General features: G+C 66.0%; 18 protein-coding genes. 9 read left to right on the forward strand and 9 right to left on the reverse strand.

Annotated elements, in window-relative coordinates; translation table 11 throughout:
- The first annotated feature begins 25 nt into the window (after nt 1–25).
- The 3 genes from NJ4_RS26395 to NJ4_RS11320 are packed head-to-tail and all read left to right on the forward strand — an operon-like array spanning nt 26 to nt 1160.
- On the forward strand, nt 26–526 hold the full coding sequence (locus NJ4_RS26395; protein ID WP_245644540.1) for a hypothetical protein: 501 nt from the start codon (nt 26–28) through the stop codon (nt 524–526).
- A complete protein-coding gene (locus NJ4_RS26400; RefSeq protein ID WP_067434593.1) occupies nt 527–874 on the forward strand; it encodes a hypothetical protein in 348 nt (115 codons plus the stop codon).
- A complete protein-coding gene (locus NJ4_RS11320) occupies nt 867–1160 on the forward strand; it encodes a DUF4391 domain-containing protein (protein ID WP_067434596.1) in 294 nt (97 codons plus the stop codon). The genes NJ4_RS26400 and NJ4_RS11320 overlap by 8 nt, the downstream gene beginning before the upstream one ends.
- On the opposite strand, the gene NJ4_RS11325 is transcribed toward NJ4_RS11320, so the two are convergent.
- The 4 genes from NJ4_RS11325 to NJ4_RS11340 all read right to left on the reverse strand — a co-directional run bounded on the left by NJ4_RS11325 (nt 1157) and on the right by NJ4_RS11340 (nt 4464).
- Complete coding sequence (locus NJ4_RS11325; protein ID WP_067434599.1) at nt 1157–2236, reverse strand: NAD(P)/FAD-dependent oxidoreductase; 1080 nt, start codon at nt 2234–2236, stop codon at nt 1157–1159. The genes NJ4_RS11320 and NJ4_RS11325 overlap by 4 nt on opposite strands.
- A 191-nt stretch (nt 2237–2427) precedes the next feature.
- A complete protein-coding gene (locus tag NJ4_RS11330; protein WP_067434602.1) occupies nt 2428–2730 on the reverse strand; it encodes a putative quinol monooxygenase in 303 nt (100 codons plus the stop codon).
- Nucleotides 2727–3296, reverse strand: coding sequence for a type 1 glutamine amidotransferase domain-containing protein (locus NJ4_RS11335; protein ID WP_067434607.1), 570 nt, complete (start codon nt 3294–3296; stop codon nt 2727–2729). The genes NJ4_RS11330 and NJ4_RS11335 overlap by 4 nt, the downstream gene beginning before the upstream one ends.
- Nucleotide 3297: 1 nt before the next feature.
- Entirely contained in the window at nt 3298–4464 is a 1167-nt protein-coding gene (locus NJ4_RS11340; RefSeq protein ID WP_067434610.1) for a glutathione-independent formaldehyde dehydrogenase, read from the reverse strand.
- 326 nt (nt 4465–4790) lie between these two features.
- On the opposite strand from NJ4_RS11340, the gene NJ4_RS11345 reads away from it, so the two are divergent.
- From NJ4_RS11345 to NJ4_RS25650, 3 genes are all read left to right on the forward strand, one after another.
- On the forward strand, nt 4791–6458 hold the full coding sequence (locus NJ4_RS11345; protein WP_067434613.1) for a PucR family transcriptional regulator: 1668 nt from the start codon (nt 4791–4793) through the stop codon (nt 6456–6458).
- 171 nt (nt 6459–6629) lie between these two features.
- Nucleotides 6630–8996, forward strand: a complete 2367-nt coding sequence (locus NJ4_RS11350) for an ATP-binding cassette domain-containing protein (RefSeq protein ID WP_067434616.1) — start codon at nt 6630–6632, stop codon at nt 8994–8996.
- A 43-nt stretch (nt 8997–9039) separates the two neighbouring features.
- Nucleotides 9040–9201 (forward strand): hypothetical protein, encoded by a 162-nt coding sequence (locus tag NJ4_RS25650; RefSeq protein ID WP_157551075.1) that lies wholly within the window; start codon nt 9040–9042, stop codon nt 9199–9201.
- A gap of 371 nt (nt 9202–9572) precedes the next feature.
- On the opposite strand, the gene NJ4_RS11355 is transcribed toward NJ4_RS25650, so the two are convergent.
- Entirely contained in the window at nt 9573–10514 is a 942-nt protein-coding gene (locus tag NJ4_RS11355; RefSeq protein ID WP_067434619.1) for a GlxA family transcriptional regulator, read from the reverse strand.
- A gap of 108 nt (nt 10515–10622) precedes the next feature.
- Here NJ4_RS11355 and NJ4_RS11360 point away from each other — a divergent pair, with 108 nt between their 5' ends.
- From NJ4_RS11360 to NJ4_RS27165, 3 genes are all read left to right on the forward strand, one after another.
- Nucleotides 10623–10934, forward strand: coding sequence for a putative quinol monooxygenase (locus NJ4_RS11360; RefSeq protein WP_003941073.1), 312 nt, complete (start codon nt 10623–10625; stop codon nt 10932–10934).
- Between the two features lie 631 nt (nt 10935–11565).
- Complete coding sequence (locus NJ4_RS11365) at nt 11566–12891, forward strand: ISL3-like element ISPfr2 family transposase (protein WP_067434621.1); 1326 nt, start codon at nt 11566–11568, stop codon at nt 12889–12891.
- A 64-nt stretch (nt 12892–12955) separates the two neighbouring features.
- Complete coding sequence (locus tag NJ4_RS27165; protein ID WP_407668057.1) at nt 12956–13144, forward strand: helix-turn-helix domain-containing protein; 189 nt, start codon at nt 12956–12958, stop codon at nt 13142–13144.
- On the opposite strand, the gene NJ4_RS11370 is transcribed toward NJ4_RS27165, so the two are convergent.
- The 4 genes from NJ4_RS11370 to NJ4_RS11385 form a co-directional block, all read right to left on the reverse strand.
- Nucleotides 13124–14224, reverse strand: coding sequence for a tyrosine-type recombinase/integrase (locus NJ4_RS11370; RefSeq protein WP_082748441.1), 1101 nt, complete (start codon nt 14222–14224; stop codon nt 13124–13126). The genes NJ4_RS27165 and NJ4_RS11370 overlap by 21 nt on opposite strands.
- A 384-nt stretch (nt 14225–14608) precedes the next feature.
- On the reverse strand, nt 14609–17146 hold the full coding sequence (locus tag NJ4_RS11375; protein ID WP_067434627.1) for a S8 family peptidase: 2538 nt from the start codon (nt 17144–17146) through the stop codon (nt 14609–14611).
- A complete protein-coding gene (locus NJ4_RS11380) occupies nt 17139–18101 on the reverse strand; it encodes an AAA family ATPase (protein ID WP_067434630.1) in 963 nt (320 codons plus the stop codon). Before NJ4_RS11380 ends, NJ4_RS11375 begins: the two co-directional genes overlap by 8 nt.
- A 95-nt stretch (nt 18102–18196) precedes the next feature.
- Nucleotides 18197–19153: a tyrosine-type recombinase/integrase gene (locus tag NJ4_RS11385; RefSeq protein WP_169799247.1), complete on the reverse strand. Its 957-nt coding sequence runs from the start codon at nt 19151–19153 to the stop codon at nt 18197–18199.
- Between the last annotated feature and the right edge of the window lie 126 nt (nt 19154–19279).

The following is a 19279-nucleotide window of genomic DNA, read 5'->3' on the forward strand; positions in this document are numbered from 1 at the left end:
ATCGGCTCGACCGGTCGCGATGCGCGTGGTCGCCACCGAGTCCGGGCAGCGCAACCACTCGGTCACATCCAGATCGCCGCACCGAGCGGCGTTCAACGCTCAGATCCAGTTGGTCAACTTCTGGCCGGACATCTCGCTCGACGAATACATCAATCTCAAAGAGCGCGTCGAGAACCGAATGGTCATCGCCGACCTCGCCGCAGTCGGTGACGACAACATTCTCGACCCGGCCAGTGCGGACGCCGCTAACCGCAAAGAACAACTGCGCAAACTCCAGGATGAGGTCATCGAACTCGAAGACGTCCGATCGGGTGTCTCCATCACTGACCTTGGCCTCAATGACTTCCGGATGGACCTTCTCGGCTACATCAAGCAACACGGCCACCTCGACTCGACCCCGAAGGGTCTGCACGCAGTCGTCCCGGCCGACGCGGCCAAGGGCTTGCATCCCGGCGTGATCTTCCCGCTGCGAAACCTCAGCGGCGGAGAAGGAGCGCATCGGGGCAACCGTTTGCATCCGCACTAATTGGTCTACCTTGGCGACGACGGCACAGTTCTATCCGACCACACCGAGGTCAAGAGCCTCCTCGATCTGCTCCGCGGCGGCTGCCGCCCCCACGAAGAACCAGTCATGGCAGTGACACGGTTTTTCAACACGGCCACCAACGAGGGTGCAGAGATGGGCGCGTACTCCGAGTTGCTGACCGAAGCCATCCAATCAATGATCGACGTCACCGATGAACAAGACCTCGACAGCCTCTTCACCGACGGCGCCACGACCGCGCTCGCCCAGACCATCAGTGGCTTGGATGACTTTGAACTGATCGCCTTCATTGCCGTCGTGGACACAGGGGCGGTGATTCCTGGTGGTTGAACCTGTCGAAACCCACCTCTACCGCTGGCCGCCAGCGGCCAAGTACGGCCGCGTGATCCCGAAGGTGAAATTCTACGAACAGGCGACGCTCGGCGCGACCGTCAAGGACAAGTTCGTCTCTGACGTTCGTAGGATCACCTGGGCCTACAAGCTGGCTGAGTCCACGATCAACCTTTCGGGCAGCGCCGAGGTGCCAGAGATTCAGCCGCATTGCCCAGCACCGTGGCGGCGACGTCGTATCGCTCGCCTGCCTCGGCCATCCGGCACGACGCTCACCGGCCACTAGTCCTGGGCCGCGCCGAGGCGCGCCTCGGGCGTGAGGTCGGCGGCGAGACCGCCGCCGGTCGCAGCCCGGGCAAGAGCGCGACCCAGCGCAGGTGCCTGCTTGAACAGGTTGTGACCGGCCACAAAAATGACAGAGCCTGCCTCCCACACGGCCACGCCGTCCTCGCTCCATGGGAGGTCGGTCACCCAGCAGTGAAGAAAGTCGCGCGGCTCTGGGTGGAGACCGGGCAGCGCCCGTGTCACGTATTCGCGCGCGCGTTCGTCCAGCGATCGAATCGCCGCAGGGTCGATGAACGTTCCGTCGTCGCGGACGCCGACGGTTTCGCTGAGTCCGACCGAATAACTGCTGTTGCCCGGTAGCGGCGTCGCGTACACGCCGACTTCGCCGAAGACGCCGCTGCTGTCCTGCAGGCACGCGACTCGTGCCGGGGCGGCGGCTTTCACGTCGAAGGTCAGCCGGACGTGTGCGGCAAGGCGAACCGGCAGCGACAGGCCGACGCTGCGGGCCAGGCGGGCGGTTTCGCGGCCGGCGCACACGACCACCTTGGAGTAGACAGCCCGGTCGGTGACGCTGCGTACCTCGACCGTCCCATCGGCGCGGGGATCGATTGAGATGACCTCTGCGGTGGTGACGGCATCTGCGAGGGCACCCGCGAGTGCCGTGATCGCGGTGCGGGTGCGGATCGCGCCGCCCGACTCGTCGAGCACCGCTGGCCCCGAGTACCCAGCGAGCAGCGGCATTCGCTGGGCGAGCTCGGCTGCATCGATCTCGTGCGCTTCCACGCCGCCGACCTGGTCGAGCACCCGCAGCCGCGCCAGGGCGCTGTCGCCGATCGCCACGACACCGTCTGATGAGACCAGCTCGACGTCGAAGTGTTGGGCCCACTCATCCCATACGCCGCGGCTTTCGCGCGCGAAAGCCGCGAGTCGCGGGTCGTCGTGGGCATGCCGGAAGATCCGCGACTCGCCTGCGGACTGACCCGTTCCGGGCAGACCGGCCTCGTACAAGCGCACCGGCACGCCCTGCTCCCGCAGCGCGTACGCCGTCGACAGACCGACGATCCCGCCCCCGATCACTGCTACCTCGGGTGAACGCGTCGGGGCAACGTCGTCGTCAGTTCCTGTCATCGCGGTTCCTCGATCTGTTAGGGATGTGCGATAGGCCGCAAGAGAAGGGCCGCTGCCACGACGTCAACGGGCTGTGTCAGCCCGAAGTCGCCGCGCGCAGCGACCCCTCATGTCGGGGTCAGTACTCCCGGTCTGTGGTGTCAGGCGGGAAGTTTGGAGCCCAACACGTCGAGCTTCTCGATGGTCGGTTCGGAGAACAACGCACCGGTCTGCTCGCCGAGAGCTACCGCAACAGGGCCGGACAGGTGAGCGTCACGTCCGGCGTCATCGGGGAACACGTCGAAGATCCCGAAGGAGGACGGCCCGAGGCGGATCGCGAACCACGCGGTGGTCGCCGACTCTTCCTCAACAAGCGCACGGCCGCTGTCAAGGAACTCCTTCACGTCGTCCTCCTTGCCTGGCAACGCGTCAAACCTGACCAGCAATCCCTTGGCCACACTCATGACTTCTCCTCTTCCTGTGTCGTGGTGCCCGCGAGTTGGGACACGATCGCCTCGGAGAACGCCGGCAGGTCCTCCGGCGAGCGGCTGGTGATGAGATTCTTGTCGACCACGACCTCCTGGTCAACGACGTTCGCGCCGGCATTGCGCAGATCCGTGCGGATGCTCGGGAAGGACGTCAGGGTGCGACCGGTGGCCACGCCGGCTTCGATCAACGTCCACGGTCCGTGACAGATCGCCGCCACCGGCTTGCCGCTCTCGACGAAGTCCCGGACGAAGGCGACAGCGTCCTCGTCGACCCGGAGCTTGTCGGGGTTCACCGTGCCGCCCGGAAGCACCAAGGCGTCGTAGTCGGCCACCGAGGCCTCAGCCACCAGCCCGTCGACGCCGAACGTCCCCGCCGGATCCAGGTCGTTCTCGCGGGCCTGGATCTCGCCCTCATCGACCGAGAGGACCTCGGTCCGAGCGCCGGCCCTGTCCAGAGCCTCGCGGGGTTGCTCGAGTTCGACGCGCTCGACCCCGTCCGCGGCGAGGATCGCGACTCTCTTGCCCTGCAGATCTGCTGCCATGTCAGTTTGTCTTCTTTCCGTCGGACATACCCGGCTTGATGACGACCTTGGTCCAGCCCTCGGACCTGGAGTCGAAGTTCCTGTAGGCGTCGGCGGCCTGGTCCAGCGAGATCTCGTGGGAGACGATCCAGGACGGCTTCGCCTTGTCAGCCGCGATCAGGTCACGCAGCCGGCGGTTGTACTTCTTGACCGGGCACTGACCGTTGCCCATGGTCTGTCCCCTGAACCAGTGGGTGCCGAAGTCGATGGCCGCCTTGCCCTGCTTGGCCAATTCGTCCTTGGCCCCCGGGTCCTGGGGGACGAACACGCCGACGGTGCCGATCCCGCCGGTAAAACGCACCGAGTTGATGAGCATGTTCAAGGTGGCAGCCGGGTCTTCGTTCCCCTGCGGGTCGTGGGCCTGGTAGCCCACGCACTCGCAGCCACGGTCGGCTCCGAGCCCCATGGTCTCGTCCAGCACAGCCTGCACAGGGTCGGTCTTGGAGTCGTCGATGGCGATCGCTCCGATCTGCTCGGCCAGCGCGAGCCGGTCGGGGTGGCGATCGACCACCATGACCTTCGCGGCGCCCTTGATCGTCGCGGACAGCGCAGCCATCAGACCCACCGGACCGGCTCCAGCGATCACGACGCTGTCGCCCGGGATCACGCCGGCCATCTCGGTGGCGTGGTAACCGGTGGGGAAGATGTCGGAGAGCATGACGTAGTCATTCTCCTTCTCCTCCGCGTCCTCGCCCAGGCGCAGTGCGTTGTGGTCGCCGAAGGGCACCCGGAGCAGCTCGGCCTGGCCGCCGCCGTACGGGCCCATGTCTGCGAACCCGTAGGCCGCACCGGCGGCAGACGGGTCAGGCTGGGTGGTGAGGCAGTAGTTGGTCAGCCCGCGTTCGCAGTTCTTGCAGAACCCGCACGAGATGTTGAACGGCAGCACGACCCGGTCGCCCACCTTGACCTTCTCCACGCCCTGACCGACCTCCACCACCTCCCCCATGTTCTCGTGACCGAACGTCCGGCCTTCCTCGAAGGAGGTCCGCCCCTCGTACATGTGCAGGTCCGAGCCGCAGATGTTGGTGGTTGTGATCTTGACCAGCACATCAGTGGGTCGCTCGATCTTCGCGTCCGGAACATCGGTGACTGCGACGTCTCGGGGTCCCTGATACACGACAGCCTTCATACGAATCTCCAATCGTTGTGTGGGCCTTTCGACCCCTCCACGCTCGCCGCCGACCAGCAGGAAGTCATGGGCACGCCAGGTCCAAACCACGGGGCCCCACTTGGGTCGAGTGCACAACTCGCTGCGTCGCGTGCACAGCGCAAGGGGTAGGATGGGCGCAACGCCGCCCCCGAGAGTTGACGAGGACCGATGAGCTCTCACGGACTCGGACTGGATCCCGCGATACATCAGTGCTGCAGGCACCGAGGTGTCGCCGCTCAGCGCGACGACCTGTCGGGTCCCTACGTCACAGAGGGATCCCGGGTGGGTAGGCGAGGGACCGCGAGATGAGTGTCTTGGAGCCTGCCTCGACCCGAACTGTTGCGGACATCGACGGGCTGGATCTGGAACATGCCCTCACCGGCCTCCATGAGTTGCTGGTGATGTCGCTGACGATGCTGCAACGTCACGACGTGGACGGGGTCATCGACGTCCTGGCGCGTGGGGTCGAGTCGGCGACCGGCTGCACCTTGGTTCACGTCAACTTCCAGCGTCACCAGGAGTGGACCACCCTGCCCCCCGGGGAGCCAACGAGACCGGCGGAACCGATCCCCCCAACCGGTGAACGGGTGTTCGTGCAGGACCACGGCGACTCCTGGACGTCTACGACCTCTGTCACGGTCGCGAACGGCGTACCCGGCCAACTGGTCCTTCGCAGCTCCACCCGACCCGACCCCGAACAGCTGTTCGTCATCGAGCGTTTGGGCGACCTCCTCCGGACGGCGCTGGCGGAGGCGGAGTCGCACGAGCGCGACCGCCGACGCGCCCGCGAACTCGAGGCAGCCAACAACGAGATGGCGCGCACCGTCGCGGTCCTGAAGCACCGGGAGGGGGTGCTTGAGGAGTTCGCCCGACTCGCCACGTCCGGGACTGAGCTCGACGTGGCCACCTCGCTGAGCCGGTTCACTGGCTCCACGGTCGTGCTGCGGGACGGATTCGGCCACGAGACGACACGGATCACGGTTGCCGGCAGGTACCAACCGGTCCTCGAGCGAACCTCGCTCGAGGCGGTGATCGGCGGACGCCCCGAACTCGGCACGATCGAACTGGAGGTGCCATCGGACAAAGAGCAAGACGACGCATTGTTCGCTCTGCAATACGCCGGCGTCGCACTGGGGCTGCTGAGGGCTCATGCCGCAGCGATGAATGAACTGGAGAACGGCTTGAGTCGAGACCTCCTCGACGACCTTCTCGAAGGGCTCCCGAACGACGTTGCCGTGGACCGGGCATCCGCCCAGGGCCACGACCTTGGCGTTCCGCACGACTTGATCGTGTCCGCGTGGTCCTCCGACCGGGGTCAGCGCGGTCACGACCGCGACGTCGATCACCTCCGGAGGGCTTTGGCTCGTCAGCGGCTGCCCTGCTTGGTCGGCCGGAACCAGGGGCTGGTGGTCGCTCTCACCTATCGAGGTGTCGACATCGGCCGCTTGTTCGACGACTTGTCCCGCGGTTACGGCGACACCAACGGTGTGATCGCCAAGGGGGAGCCGTTCAACTCGCCGCAGCAGATCCCACGAGCCTATGAGCAAGCCCAACGAGCACTCAGGGCTCGCCAGCAGTCCCCCAAGCCGTATGGCTCCATCGCCTACGCCGACTTGGGAGTGGACCGGCTCCTTGCCCTTGACGCCAATGCCGACGAGGTCGAACGCCTCGTCAGTGACTGGCTCGGCGACCTGCTGAGCTACGACCGCCGCCACGGCACCGAACTCGTCCTCACCCTAGCGGCGTACCTCGACCACGGAGGCAAGTACGCCGACACGGCAGCAGCGCTCTCCATCCACCGCAACACACTGCGGTACCGACTCAGCCGCATCACCGAGATCTCGGGCCACGACCTCACCGACGTCGAGACGAAACTCAACCTCCACCTGGCCGCCCGTGCCTGGCGACTGCGCCGTGCCCCCGTCGGCGAGCCCCCGCGGGACACCGTCCGGAGCGGTACTCCCATTCCGTAGGTCCCAGACCAGGAGTATCTCGGCTCGCACCCGGACACACCGCCTGGGCCGTCACGCAAAAACGCACGTGCTGCATCCCGTGCGCGGCGGAGCAGTCTCAGTGACGATGGCGCTCGGGGAGCGCGATAAGTTGTCGTCGAGGACACCCGGAGCGACCGACAGGGGCAGCATGTGACCACCGACGCGATCGACGACTTCGTGCGTGTCCGCGGCGCCAATGAGCACAACCTGCGCAACGTCGACGTGGACATCCCTCGCAACGTGATGGTGGCGTTCACCGGGATCTCTGGCTCGGGGAAGTCGTCGCTGGCCTTCGGCACGCTGTACGCCGAGGCGCAGCGCCGCTACTTCGAGTCGGTCGCGCCATACGCGCGCCGGCTGTTGCAGCAGGTCGGCGCCCCGCACGTCCAGGAGATCACCGGCCTGCCGCCTGCGGTCGCGCTCCAGCAGCGCCGGGGCGCGGCCACCTCGCGCTCGTCGGTCGGTACCATCACCACGCTGTCCAACCTGCTGCGGATCCTCTACTCGCGGGCCGGCGATTACCCGGCTGGTGCCGATCACCTCCCGGCCGAGGCGTTCTCGCCCAACACCGTCGCTGGCGCGTGCCCGCGCTGCCACGGCCTGGGCGTCGTCCACGACGTCACCGAGGAGCTGCTTGTCCCGGACCCGTCACTGAGCATCCGTGAAGGCGCGATCGCCGCCTGGCCGGGCGCGTGGCAGGGCGCCAACCTGCGCAGCATCGTGATGGGGCTCGGCATCGACGTCGACAAGCCGTGGCGCAGGCTCAGGAAGCGGGACCGCGACTGGCTGCTGTTCACCGACGAGCAGCCGTCGGTGCTCATCGAGCCGGAACCAGGTCGCGTCGACCATGGCTACTACGGGAAGTTCTGGAGCGCGCGCAAGCACGTCATGCACGTGCTGGCCGACTCCACGAGCGAGCGGATGCGCGAGCGAGCCCGGCGGTTCGTGGAGGAAGCGCCCTGCCCGGATTGCCAGGGCAGTGGACTGCGGCCAGAGGCCCTCGCGGTGACCTTCCTCGGGTGTTCGATTGCCGAGGTCAACGACCTGCCCTTCACAGCGCTGGTGGCTCTGCTGCGTCCGGTCGCTGAGCGGCCCGCGGGTGCCGACGAGGTCGCGGTGCGGATCTGCGCTGACCTGGTCGCGCGCGTCGAGGTGCTTCTCGATCTGGGACTGGGCTATCTGAGCTTGGGACGGAGCTCGACGTCCCTGTCGGCCGGAGAGGCGCAGCGCCTGCGGATCGCCACCCAGCTGCGTTCGGGTCTGTTCGGGGTCGTCTACGTCCTCGATGAGCCTTCCGCCGGCCTGCACCCGGCCGACGCGGAGCCGCTGCTGGATGTCCTGGACCGCCTCAAGGCGTCCGGCAACACGCTGTTCGTCGTGGAGCACGACCTCGACGTCGTACGACGAGCAGATTGGGTCGTCGATATCGGCCCGGGTGCGGGCGAGGCCGGAGGTCGAGTGCTTCACAGCGGCCCTGTCGCGGGCCTCGAGGATGTCACGGAGTCGGTCACCAGCGCCTACCTGTTCGGTCGCGCCGAGCGGCTCGTGCACGATGCGCGGGCCCCGCAGGGCTGGCTGCGACTGACCGGCGCACATCGCCACAACCTGCGCGACCTGTCTGTCGATATCCCGCTGTGCGTGCTGACCGCCGTCACCGGGGTATCCGGGTCCGGCAAGTCGACCCTGGTCACCCAGGTCCTGGCCGAGGACCCGACTGCTCGTGAGTCGTTCGACCGACTGGTATTGGTCGATCAGCGCCCGATCGGCCGGACGCCGCGGTCCAACCTCGCGACGTACACGGGGATGTTCGATGCCGTGCGGAAGTTGTACGCCGCCACGGACGCGGCCCGGGCCCGCGGCTACGGCGCCGGCCGCTTCTCCTTCAACGTCGCCGGGGGCCGCTGCGAGACCTGTCAGGGCGAGGGTTTCGTCTCCGTCGAACTGCTCTTTCTGCCTGGCAACTACGCACCATGCCCGACGTGCCACGGCGATCGCTACAACTCCGAGACGCTCGAGATCACCTACCGCGACAAGAACATCGCGGAGGTCCTAGCCTTGTCCGTCGACGATGCCGCGACGTTCCTCGCCGACGTGCCGGCCGCCGTACGCAGCCTTCGGACGCTTCGCGAGGTGGGCTTGGGCTATCTGCCACTGGGACAGCCGGCGACCGAGCTGAGCGGCGGGGAGGCACAGCGCATCAAGCTCGCTACCGAGCTCCAGCGCGCGCACCGCGGCCATGCCCTCTACCTGCTCGACGAGCCGACCTCCGGACTGCACCCCGCCGACACCGCGCTCCTGCTGCGTCAGCTGCACCGGCTAGTCGACGCCGGCAACACGGTGGTTCTCGTCGAGCACGACCTCGACGCGATCGCCACAGCCGACTGGGTCATCGATCTCGGCCCGGGCGGAGGAGACGCCGGCGGTCGGGTCGTCGCGACCGGGACGCCGGCCGACATCGCGCAGGCCGACGAAAGCGTGACCGCGCCGTACCTGGCACGGCGGCTCGAGCGGACATGATCCGGCTGCGGCCGCCGCTGAGCACGTCGTCAAGGATGGCGACATGACCGTCTACCTGGCTTGGACCTCGGAAGACCTGACCGACCTGGCCGACCTGGAGGGGCCGTGGCATGAAGCGATGCTTCTTGCTCCGGGACTCATCGCCGTGGACAGCACTGAATCGCTGTCAGCCGTCTATCACGGCTCTTCCCAGATGAGGGTGTAGGTCGGCCGGGCGCGTCGGTCCGCAGATAGACGTCGAGGTCTCCCGACGATGGAGGTTCCTACGCCATCCATCCGAAAGACCTCGACGTGACCGACGCTACCCCGCCGGCCGGCTTCGGCCGCCCTGACCTGACCGCCTTCGCGTCTCATCCCAATCGACCCTGATCGGGTCTGCTGACCCCCCTCGACGAGAACGCAGCGACATCACAGCCGCCCGACCCCGACCGTCCGGGGAGCCGGGGCACGTCACATGGCCTGTGCTGCGGCCGTGTCGAGTGGGTCGTCCAGGGGCCACGCAGGAGCGTCGACGCGACGTGCTGAGAGCTGGTTCCAACCGAGCGCTAGGAGGCCGGCTACAGGCATGGCGATAGGTCAGGAACGGCGTCGCTCCCTGCGCAGGAGGGAGCGCAGAGTCTCGGCGTTCGCGTAGCCGACCCGTCGCGCGATCTCGGCGGAGGTGAGGTCCGTGGTTGCTGAGAGGTGCCGAGCTCGTTCGATGCGAAGCCGTTGGACGAAGCCGAGCGGAGTGAGGTTGAGCGCCGCACGGACTCGTCGTTCGAGGGTGCGCCGGCTGGTGCCGAGCGACTGCGCGACGAAGGCGACGTTGAACGGTTCGTCCAGGCGGGCGCGCACGAAGCGTTCGAACTCGACGACGATCGGGTCCTCGTGCCGGAGATGTTCGTAGGCGACGAAGGCCGCCTGCGACGGACGCTCGTCGATGATGAGGAGCTTGGCGACATGTTGGGCCAGGTCGGGGCTGATCGATCGCACGAGTGAGAGCGCGAGGTCGATGTGGGCGAACGCGGCGCCGGCGGTGACGAGGTTCCCGTCGACCACGACCATGGTGTCGAGATCGAGGGCGACGGTCGGATAGCGCTTCAGGAACTCCGGCCCCAGGAACCAGCTGGTCGTCGCCCGCCGATGATGCATCCGTCCGGTCTCGGCGACAGCGAACACGCCGGTGCACGCCGCGGCGATCCGGGTGGTCGCGTCGTCGAGGCGCCCGAGCGAGGCGATGACCGAACGAGCATCTCGGCTCTGGAGGGCGTCGTTGGTAGCGGCGGCCGTGAGGGTTCCAAGCGCAGGGACGACGACCACGTCGAACTCTGCGGACTCCGACAGCGGGTGGTCCACCGACAGGGTCATCGATGCCGTCGTGGTCACTCTCCGTTTCGGTCCGAGGATGGCGAGTTCGATCGGGTCGATCCGCGGGTCGACATCGGCGCGAGCTCCGTCGGCCACCCGCACGATGTCGATGATCGACGCGACAGCCGAACCGAAGCAGCCGTCGATCGCGATTAGTCCGATACGCATGGCGCGAACAATAGCAATACTGCCGTATACGCCACTTCTCACATGCCCTTGCTCGTCATACGCTGAACTCGCTTCACCAAGAAACCTCGACACCTAGGAGAACCCCTCATGTCCACACCCGCATCACTTCCGTATGCCTTCGTCGCCAAGATCGTCGCGGCCGATGGACAGCACGACGCGCTCGCCGATCTGCTCGCCGGCGCTGTCGCGCTCGCCAACGAAGAAGTAGGAACGATTGTCTGGTTCGCGGTCAGGACCCACGCCGACACCTTCTGGATCTTCGATGCATTCCCCGACGAGGCCGCTCGCGACGCCCACGCCAACGGCGCCATCGTCGCAGCCCTGATGGCCAACCAGCACCTCCTCGGCGCAGCACCCGAGATCCTGGCGGCCGACGTCCTCGCGTCCAAGCTCCCGTAGTCCGCCAACGCACGAGACGATCGCGCCCCGCCGAGCCGTCGCCAGGTCGCGACGCAACGCCACGCTGCGTTGCCGAGCGGTGCGAGGCCTATCGGCACACGGACAGGATGCCGGCCGCGAGCGCTCAGCCGGCGAGGGGTCCGTCGCAGAGGAGAGCGACGTCGGTGTCGGGCAGAGCCGTGAGGCCAGCGCATCGCGCGACCACCAGAACCGAACCGCCCCTGCCCTGCGTTTCCGCAGGTCAGGGGCTGTTCGCCGGAGCCGCCTGTCGGAATCGAACCGACGACCTAATCACGTCGGCTTTGCGTCTATCGCTTGATGCGCCCACTGGGCGAACGAGCCGCTGACCTGCGCAAACGCCGAGCGTGGGGACGCCGCCATCCGGTGGTGACCGACGACGACCGACCAGTACCGACCGTTTCACCGGAGCTTGCGGCGGCGTCGAAGCCGAGCAAGCTCCATTCCTTTAGCTCACCGCGCCCTCCTCCTCGCCGGTCCCGTCGTCGTCGAAGACGTTTCAGGGGTCTTCTCAGATGACGGTGTAGGTCGGCCGGGCGCGTCGGTCCGCAGATAGACGTCGAGGTCTCCTGACGACGGAGGTTCCTACGCCATCCATCCGAAAGACCTCGACGTGTCCGACGCTACCCCGCCGGCCGGCTTCGGCCGCCCTGACCTGACCGCCTTCGCTCGACTCGACGGCCTCGGTCTGAGCGTGACCGGACAACGACTTGAACCGGATCGTGCGGTCCTCACGTGCCGCGTGGTGGAACCAGATCAGTGGTGCCGACGGTGCGGCAGCGAAGGCGCTGCTCGTGACACCGTGATCCGGCGGTTGGCCCACGAGCCGCTGGGCTGGCGACCGACCGTGCTGGAAGTTGTAGTGCGCCGCTACCGCTGTGCCGACTGCGGACACGTGTGGCGCCAAGACACCAGCGCCGCGGCGGAGCCACGCGCGAAGCTCTCGCGCACCGGGCTGCGGAGGGCGCTGGAAGGGATCGTGGTCGCACACCTCACCGTCGCCCGTGTCGCCGAGGGACTCGGGGTCGCGTGGGACACCGCCAACAACGCGGTCCTGGCTGAAGGCAAGCGGCTGCTGATCAACGACCCCACGCGGTTTGAGGGCGTGAAGGTCATTGGCGTCGATGAGCACGTCTGGCGCCACACCAGGCGTGGCGACAAGTACGTCACCGTGATCATCGACCTCACCCCGGTCCGCGATGGCGCCGGCCCAGCAAGGCTGCTGGACATGGTCGAGGGCCGGTCGAAGGCGGCGTTCAAGACCTGGCTCGCCGACCGCGACGACGCCTTCCTTGACGCGGTCGAGGAGGTCGCGATGGACGGCTTCACCGGGTTCAAGACCGCCGCTGCAGAGGAGATCCCGGACGCGGTCACGGTGATGGATCCCTTCCACGTCGTGCGCCTGGCCGGTGACGCCCTCGACAGGTGCCGGCGCCGGGTCCAACTCGCGATCCACGGGCACCGTGGGTTCAGGGACGACCCGCTCTACAAGTCGCGGCGCACGCTGCACACCGGCGCGGACCTGCTCACCGACAAGCAGAGCGACAGGCTACGCGCGCTGTTCGTTGATGACGCTCACGTCGAGGTCGAGGCGACCTGGGGTGTCTACCAGCGCATGATCGCCGCCTATCGCCACGAGGACCGGCAACGTGGCCGCGAGCTCATGGAGAAGCTGATCACCGACCTCAGCGCCGGCGTCCCCAAGGTGCTCACCGAGCTCACCACCCTGGGCCGGACCCTGAAGAAGCGAGCCGCTGACGTGCTCGCCTACTTCGAACGACCCGGCACCAGCAACGGGCCGACCGAGGCGCTCAACGGACGGCTCGAACACCTGCGCGGCTCCGCACTCGGGTTCCGCAACCTGACCAACTACATCGCCCGAAGCCTGCTCGAGACCGGCGGCTTCAGACCCCAACTCCTACACCCCCCATTGGGATGAGCCCAAATAGGTCGGCCGGGTGAGTCTGCACACTTACATCGAGCCAATAGTCCGTACGTACTACATGGAACAACAGTCTGTAACACGTCCCGACTTCTACACCCTCGAAGAAGTGGGTGCGCTCTTGCGATTAAGCCGTACGTCGCTCTGGAGGATGCGCAAGCGTGGAGAAGTCCCCGTGGTCTTTCTCGGAGGACGCCCCAAGGTGCCGCGACGTTGGGTTGAATCGCTGTCAGAATCCGAGAGCCACTGACACCTTCTCGGCAGCCGCGCGAGCCGCTTCGTCCGTGACGTGGCCGTAGATGTCGGCAGTGATCTGGATGGAGGCGTGGCCCATGTTGACGCTGACCACCTTGAGCGGAACACCCGCCATGAGGGCAGTCGTGGCGTAGGTGTGGCGCAGGCTGTGCACCTTGACGCCTTGCAGACCTGCCTTCTGCGAGGCGATGCGCACGGTCCGCAGCAAGTTCTGAGGCTCGATGGGCTTTCCAAGGTCGGTGGTGAATACGAGTCCAGATTCCACCCAGAGATTCCCCGCGGTGAGCCGTTCGGCCGCTTGCCGTGCCTTCTGTGACTTGAGGAGCGCTAACATGTGCGCGCTGAGTGCAATCTTCCGGCGGCTCTTGTCCGTCTTGGTGTCCACGACCCGCAAGCCTCCGTTTTGCCGAACCAGGGAACCATTCACCTTCGCCTCGCCACGCACGAGGTCGATGTCTTCCCACCGCAAGGCGCAGGCCTCGCCCCGCCGGAGACCAGTCCCCAAGATGAGGCGAAGCGCATCGACGTATCGGAGGCCCTGGGCAGCCTTCATAAGCAGGGCGACCTCGTCGAGGGTGAGGAAGCGTGCCTCACTTCGTCGGGCAGATGGCTGCTTGATCCGGTGTACGGGGTTCGCGGCGAGAAGTCCGTTGACCACGGCGTCGTCCAGCGCCTTCCTCAACGCCGTGTAGCAATTGCGTCGGGTGCTTTCGGCCTTGCCCGCCTCCTTCATCGCGAGCATGAGCCGAGTGACGTCGGCAGGGGTGATCTTGCCGAGCGGGATATGTCCCAGGGTCGGAACGATCCAGTGGTTGCAGTAGCCCGCGTGCATCACCTTCGTCGATTCAGCACGATCAGAAACACGGAGGTATGTCGCCTCCCACTCCGCGATCCACGCAGCGAGCGTGCGGCTGGCATCGCGCACTGGCGACCCAGCCCTGATGCGCGTCCGCATCTCCTCAGCCTTGCCGCGTACGTCTGCGCGTGTTCGGCCATAGACGATCCGGGGACCATCCGGTGTCGTGACCTTCAACTGGTAGCGCCCGTCTGCACGCTTCTTCATCCCTGCTGCCATGTGAACCTCCAAGAGAGCCGTTGTAGTACGTACGGCTTTGGAGCCCCAAGCGAAGGCGGAGGTAGTCAGAGCGGTAGTCAACGCCCACTGAAATGCAGAAAACCGCTTCCCTCAGTTTGAGGAAAACGGCTTCTGACCTGCGCTTTTACTTTGTAGCGGGGGCAGGATTTGAACCTGCGACCTCTGGAATCACACAAGGCGATTCCGGTGACTACCGAACATTGCGGGAAACAGCCGAATCGCTTGTGTTGACGCGGTGAACGCTGTCTCGAACAACTCCGATCCTACCCGATCACTACTGGGTGAGGCTGGCTGAATCCGGAGGGTAAGCGGAGGGTGTTCAAGTTCGCGCTTCATGGAGGGCGCTCGAATCCGCTGTGGCCGTTAGATGACGATGGAAGTCGGGATCCGGAGGGTGTTCGCAACCGGGGTGTAGAGGTCGACGTTCTGCTCGGTGGTCTTGAGGGAGATCACGAGTGCGTATCTGACTGGCTGGTCGACTCGCGCTTTTGCAGTCTTGTTCTTCCACCATCCGCCGACCGGGAAGACAGCGAGCTTTCCCGAGTGCCCAAGCTCGACTCCCGAGGTTTGCCAGATGTCCTGGTGTAGCGAACCGAGGTTGCGCTGATTAGCGCCCACGAGCCACTTGACCTGTCCGCCCTCAGGGCGGCCCCCCGACTCCTCGGTGCGCGCGTCGTGGTTGACCCGTTGCGTGAACTGAGATTCCGTTTCCAGCGGATCTTGAACCTCGAAGCGTAGGTGGTGGGACGCGTAGCTGTAGCGGCGGCGCCATCCCCGGCGCGACGCTGTGGGCTCCACAAAGTACGAGAGCGTGACCCGCAGGTCCACCTGTGCGCCTCCCAGGTCTTGGAGCACCTGAGTCGGCCACGGTAGGTCATGGAGCCGGAACGCGGGGATCTTGAATTCATCACCCTCGAACGGTACGAACTCGTCCTGAACGACCAAGGTCACCGCTTGGTCCGTCGAATACAGCACCCGGTCCTCGGTCGGAACTCCCCAGCCGTATCGACGCAACATGGCCTGCTGAGCCCGCTTACCAGACTTGCCCGCCTCCTTTACGGCAGCCTGCATCACTGGGGTCCACTCTGCTCCATGCACCACCAGTGCTCGGATGGTCTCGGGCCAGTACTCCGGGTAGGTGGCCATCGCCAACGCAGCAAGACGCGCGCCTTGAGCTGTGGCTGCACTGGTGGCGTGCGCCGAGGTCAGCGCCAGATCGTTGACGTGTCCTGTGGTTCTGGTCGACAGCACCGGCACTCCGGGTTCGAACAACGAACCCCCGTCGTGCAGGACGTTGCCGCCCTCCATCACAATGTCCGGCTTGATCGGCCAGGGCTTGATCCCAAAAGGCAACGAGGTGCGGCTATACGGAGAGAGCTCGCCGTCCTCGGCGACCACGTCCCACCCCGTGTAGGCCGGGTCCGTCGGCGATTCGGTGAGCTCCGTATATGCGCCCACCGTCAGGGCATTCCAGGCCTGTCCGGGGTCCAGGACCGCGGACAGATCAGACTGAACAAGATGGTCTGCGACGCACTGGTCGGTGTTCCCGGCCGAAACCACCAGCAGTCGCGTCCGTTCGGGCGCCGGCGCGGAGAGCAGTCCAAGTTCGTCGCCGTTGCGAACAACCTCTGCTCCGACCGCGAGGGCGTCCACGGTTGCCGACCAGAGGGTTGGCTGACCTGGCACGTCTGCGGTGTCAGACTTGACGCTGATCGGCATGCAGAACACTCGGTCCCGCCTGGAGACGGCCTCAGGCATCGCTACCGCTTGAGCGGTCACGTCGCCGTAGGTGATTGGGACGTGCTGCGGCTCAGCGTTCTGCGGCATGATTCTCACAGACTCCAAGCGGTGTCGAAGCAGCACCGGGGCGGATCCTGCCAGTTGTGCTTCCAGGTCGCCGAACAAGGCAATTCCGGCCATGTTGGTGCCATGACCGTCCTGATCGAAGCCGCTGACGCCGAGCACCGTGTGCAGATCCTGCGCGGCGAGCGAGTCGCCCAGCAGGACATGGGTGCGAGCCACACCCGTATCGAGATGGCAGACAGCTGGCGCCGTCTCCGCTGCGGGTTCAAGTCGCTCGAGGAGATCGTCGAGGTACTCCTGCTGTTCCTCCATCGTCAGGTCCTCGATCGTTTCCACGAACTCCGGGCGGCGGATCTCCGCTACCGGGACGGCGGTAAACGGAAGAGCTTCCAGTTGAGACCATGTGGCCTGTACCCACATCACGTTGCGGTCGATCAGGCGCAGGACTCGCGGCGAGACGACGAGGTCTGCGAACTGTGCGTAGTGGCGCAAGACATCCGGCCCGTCAGCCGTCGCCCGTAGCCAGACCTCCCACCAGCGCTTCCCGGTCTGCGGAGGCTGTCCATCGGATTGCCAGAGGTCGGAGAGCACGCTTTGACGGATCCGGGCGATGTTCGCCACGAGCTCGTTGTTCCTCGGGTTCCCAGCAGAGCTGGAAAGCTCAAGGTAGTCCTCGAAGAGCTTCAGGAACTGGGCTCGGTAGTCGTCGCTGACCCAGACCATCGCACGTTCCGGCAGCTCCAGGTCAGGCTGCGCCGGGAGCACTGAGAGGAGAAGCCACTGCGGACGCTTCGGCGTCTTGCGGTGAGTGGACATGCGTTCGAGGCGATCGATCGCCAGCGGGTACTCGGCGTTGGTTCCTTCAAGTGTGATCACGGTCCCGAGCGCGCGTAGCTCTTCCTCAGTCAGCAACTCGGCTCGTGCCTGATCGGCGGCATCCAGTGCTGTTCGAGTTTCACCCAGACGTCCTCCTCCGTGTCCGGCGCGGCTCTCGACCGGTCGGATCTTGGGATCGCCTCCGCCGCGTCGTCGAAACTCCTCGTCTGTGGACCTGTTCTCAACTAGGAGATGACTCAGATGCTGACGCGGTTCAGCCAAGGCTGCCCGCCTTTCGCGCCTCCAGCGAATCGCGTAGATCCTCGGCGGTGATCTGAGTGCTCCCGTTCAAAATCACGCTCTTCGCAGCCGATTCGGCTGCCCGCACGAGATCTGCGTGCGATAGACCTTCCATCACCGAGGCGAGGCTCGCCCAGCGCACCCCCTTCGCAAGCGTCCCGAGACGTCCGCGCATCACTGCAGCCCCCTGCTTGGGGTCCGGGAGTGCGTAGTCCAACACCATGTCGAAACGCCGGAACAATGCTCGGTCCAAGATCTGGCGGTGGTTGGTGGCAGCCACGATCAGGCTCTCGCTCCTGTTGTTCTCCAAGAACACCAAGAACGAGTTCAATATCCGGCGCGCTTCACCGACGTCATTGCCCGTGCGGTCTCCGCCGAGAGCGTCGAACTCGTCGAACAAATATACCGCGCGCTGCTGCTCGGCCGCATCGAAGATCACTCGCAGCTTGCTCGCTGTCTCCCCCATGAACTTGCTCATCAAACTATCCAAGCGGATCGTCAGCAGGGGCATCGACAGTTCGTGGGCGAGCACGGCCGCGGTCATCGTCTTGCCGGTTCCCGGAGGACCTTCGAACAGCAGTCGGTGCACCGGCTCGAAACCGTGGTCCAAAAGGTTCTTGCGCTGGCGCTGCTCAGTTAGGATCCGCCCAACCTGGGACGTCAGCCCCGCCGGCAGCACAAGGTCTTTCAACGTGACCGCGGGATGCGTCGCGATGACTAGATCCGCTAGATCGCCGCGCGGCTGCGCGATCGAGGTCACCTTCGGCCCGGACGTACGGGACGATTCGACCGCCGACTTCAGGTCGGCCGCGAACCGGTGGTGCCCCTTGCGCGCTTCTTGAGCCGCAACCTGCATCGCAACGGAGTAGAAGGCGGCATCGTCGCCGGCGGCGTGACTGCGCACGAGCGCCTTGAAATGCTCAGCACTTCCTGCCACAACACACCTCCCGCCTCATGTGACCACGTACACGCAGTCTAGGGGACACCACCGTCAGAGGTTGATCGAACGTGTCAGGCGACCGACGAATGGCGTCAGAGGCCGAGGTCACGGCTGGACGTGGTCGCCATCGCTTCGGCGGGGCGGATGTAGTGGTTGAGCAGGGTGCCGAGGTCCCGGTGTCGGGTCTGTGCCGCGATCCGGTCGATCGAAACACCGTTCACTGCGGCGGTGGTGGCGTGGCCCGCCCGCAACGAGTGCCCCGAGACTGGCACGCCGTCGAATCCGGCCTCATTGGCACGCTGCTGCACAGTGCGGCTGATCGCCCGCGGGCCCATGCGATCGGCTGTGGGGTGGTTGCGCCAACGAACGCGGGTGAAGAGCGCACCAGGACCGCCGGGTCGAACCTTGAGCCAGGCGTCGAGGGCCCGGATCGGGTCAGTGAGCGGGTTGTCTCCCCGGACGACTCCGATGAGTTGGCCGCGCGCGTCTTGGTCGGTCTTGGATCTGCGGATGTTGATCAGGATCCCGGTTGGCTTGCGGAGGAAGTCCTCGATGTTGAGTGCCGAGATCTCACCCGGTCGCATCGCGGATGCGTACCCGAGGAGGAAGATGGCCCGGTCCCGGATGCCCGTCGCCGTGTCGGGGCCGATGGACGCGACGATCTGACCCAGTTCGGCGACGGTGAGCGGGTGGGCCTGACGGATCGGCGCGACTCCCAGGATGCGGCGCAGGCCTCGACGCACCCGCCGCACGACGGCATCCGCGGTCGGGTCGGCCAGTCCTTCCTGGTGGTGGCGGTGGGCGATGCCGGAGCAGTAGCCGTCCAAGGTGCCGAAGGTGAGTCCGGCCTCGGCGCGCTCGGCGAGGAAGGCGGCGAGCGCATCAGGCGGTGCGGGTAGTGGGTTGATACCTCTCCCCTGGCACCAGCGTTCCCACTGGCGCCAGGCACAGTCGTAGGTCGCGCGGGTGGATGGGGCGAGTTCGGCCTCGATCGCGGTGGCGATCCGTTCGGCATCGGCAGTCGTCAACGACACGTCGGTGCGCGTCAAGGAACCTGAGTCAGGGTGGATCGGTGAGTTCGGCATGGCCCACCCTGGGCGGCGAGCCCGGGCGCGCACGAAGGGCGGCTCGGGCCACGGAGACTTCCCTCCCCAAAGGAGGGTAAGAGGAGGGTG

Source organism: Nocardioides jensenii JCM 1364 = NBRC 14755 (assembly GCF_001552535.1).
Classification (GTDB): Bacteria; Actinomycetota; Actinomycetes; order Propionibacteriales; family Nocardioidaceae; genus Nocardioides; species Nocardioides jensenii.

Excerpts from the sequence above, each read along its gene's own strand:
- NJ4_RS11330 (WP_067434602.1), bottom strand. The coding sequence starts at position 2,730 with ATGAGTGTGGCCAAGGGATTGCTGGTCAGGTTTGACGCGTTGCCAGGC.
- NJ4_RS11335 (WP_067434607.1), bottom strand. The coding sequence starts at position 3,296 with ATGGCAGCAGATCTGCAGGGCAAGAGAGTCGCGATCCTCGCCGCGGAC.
- NJ4_RS11340 (WP_067434610.1), bottom strand. The coding sequence starts at position 4,464 with ATGAAGGCTGTCGTGTATCAGGGACCCCGAGACGTCGCAGTCACCGAT.
- NJ4_RS11345 (WP_067434613.1), top strand. The coding sequence starts at position 4,791 with ATGAGTGTCTTGGAGCCTGCCTCGACCCGAACTGTTGCGGACATCGAC.
- NJ4_RS25650 (WP_157551075.1), top strand. The coding sequence starts at position 9,040 with ATGACCGTCTACCTGGCTTGGACCTCGGAAGACCTGACCGACCTGGCC.
- NJ4_RS11355 (WP_067434619.1), bottom strand. The coding sequence starts at position 10,514 with ATGCGTATCGGACTAATCGCGATCGACGGCTGCTTCGGTTCGGCTGTC.
- NJ4_RS11360 (WP_003941073.1), top strand. The coding sequence starts at position 10,623 with ATGTCCACACCCGCATCACTTCCGTATGCCTTCGTCGCCAAGATCGTC.
- NJ4_RS27165 (WP_407668057.1), top strand. The coding sequence starts at position 12,956 with ATGGAACAACAGTCTGTAACACGTCCCGACTTCTACACCCTCGAAGAA.
- NJ4_RS11370 (WP_082748441.1), bottom strand. The coding sequence starts at position 14,224 with ATGGCAGCAGGGATGAAGAAGCGTGCAGACGGGCGCTACCAGTTGAAG.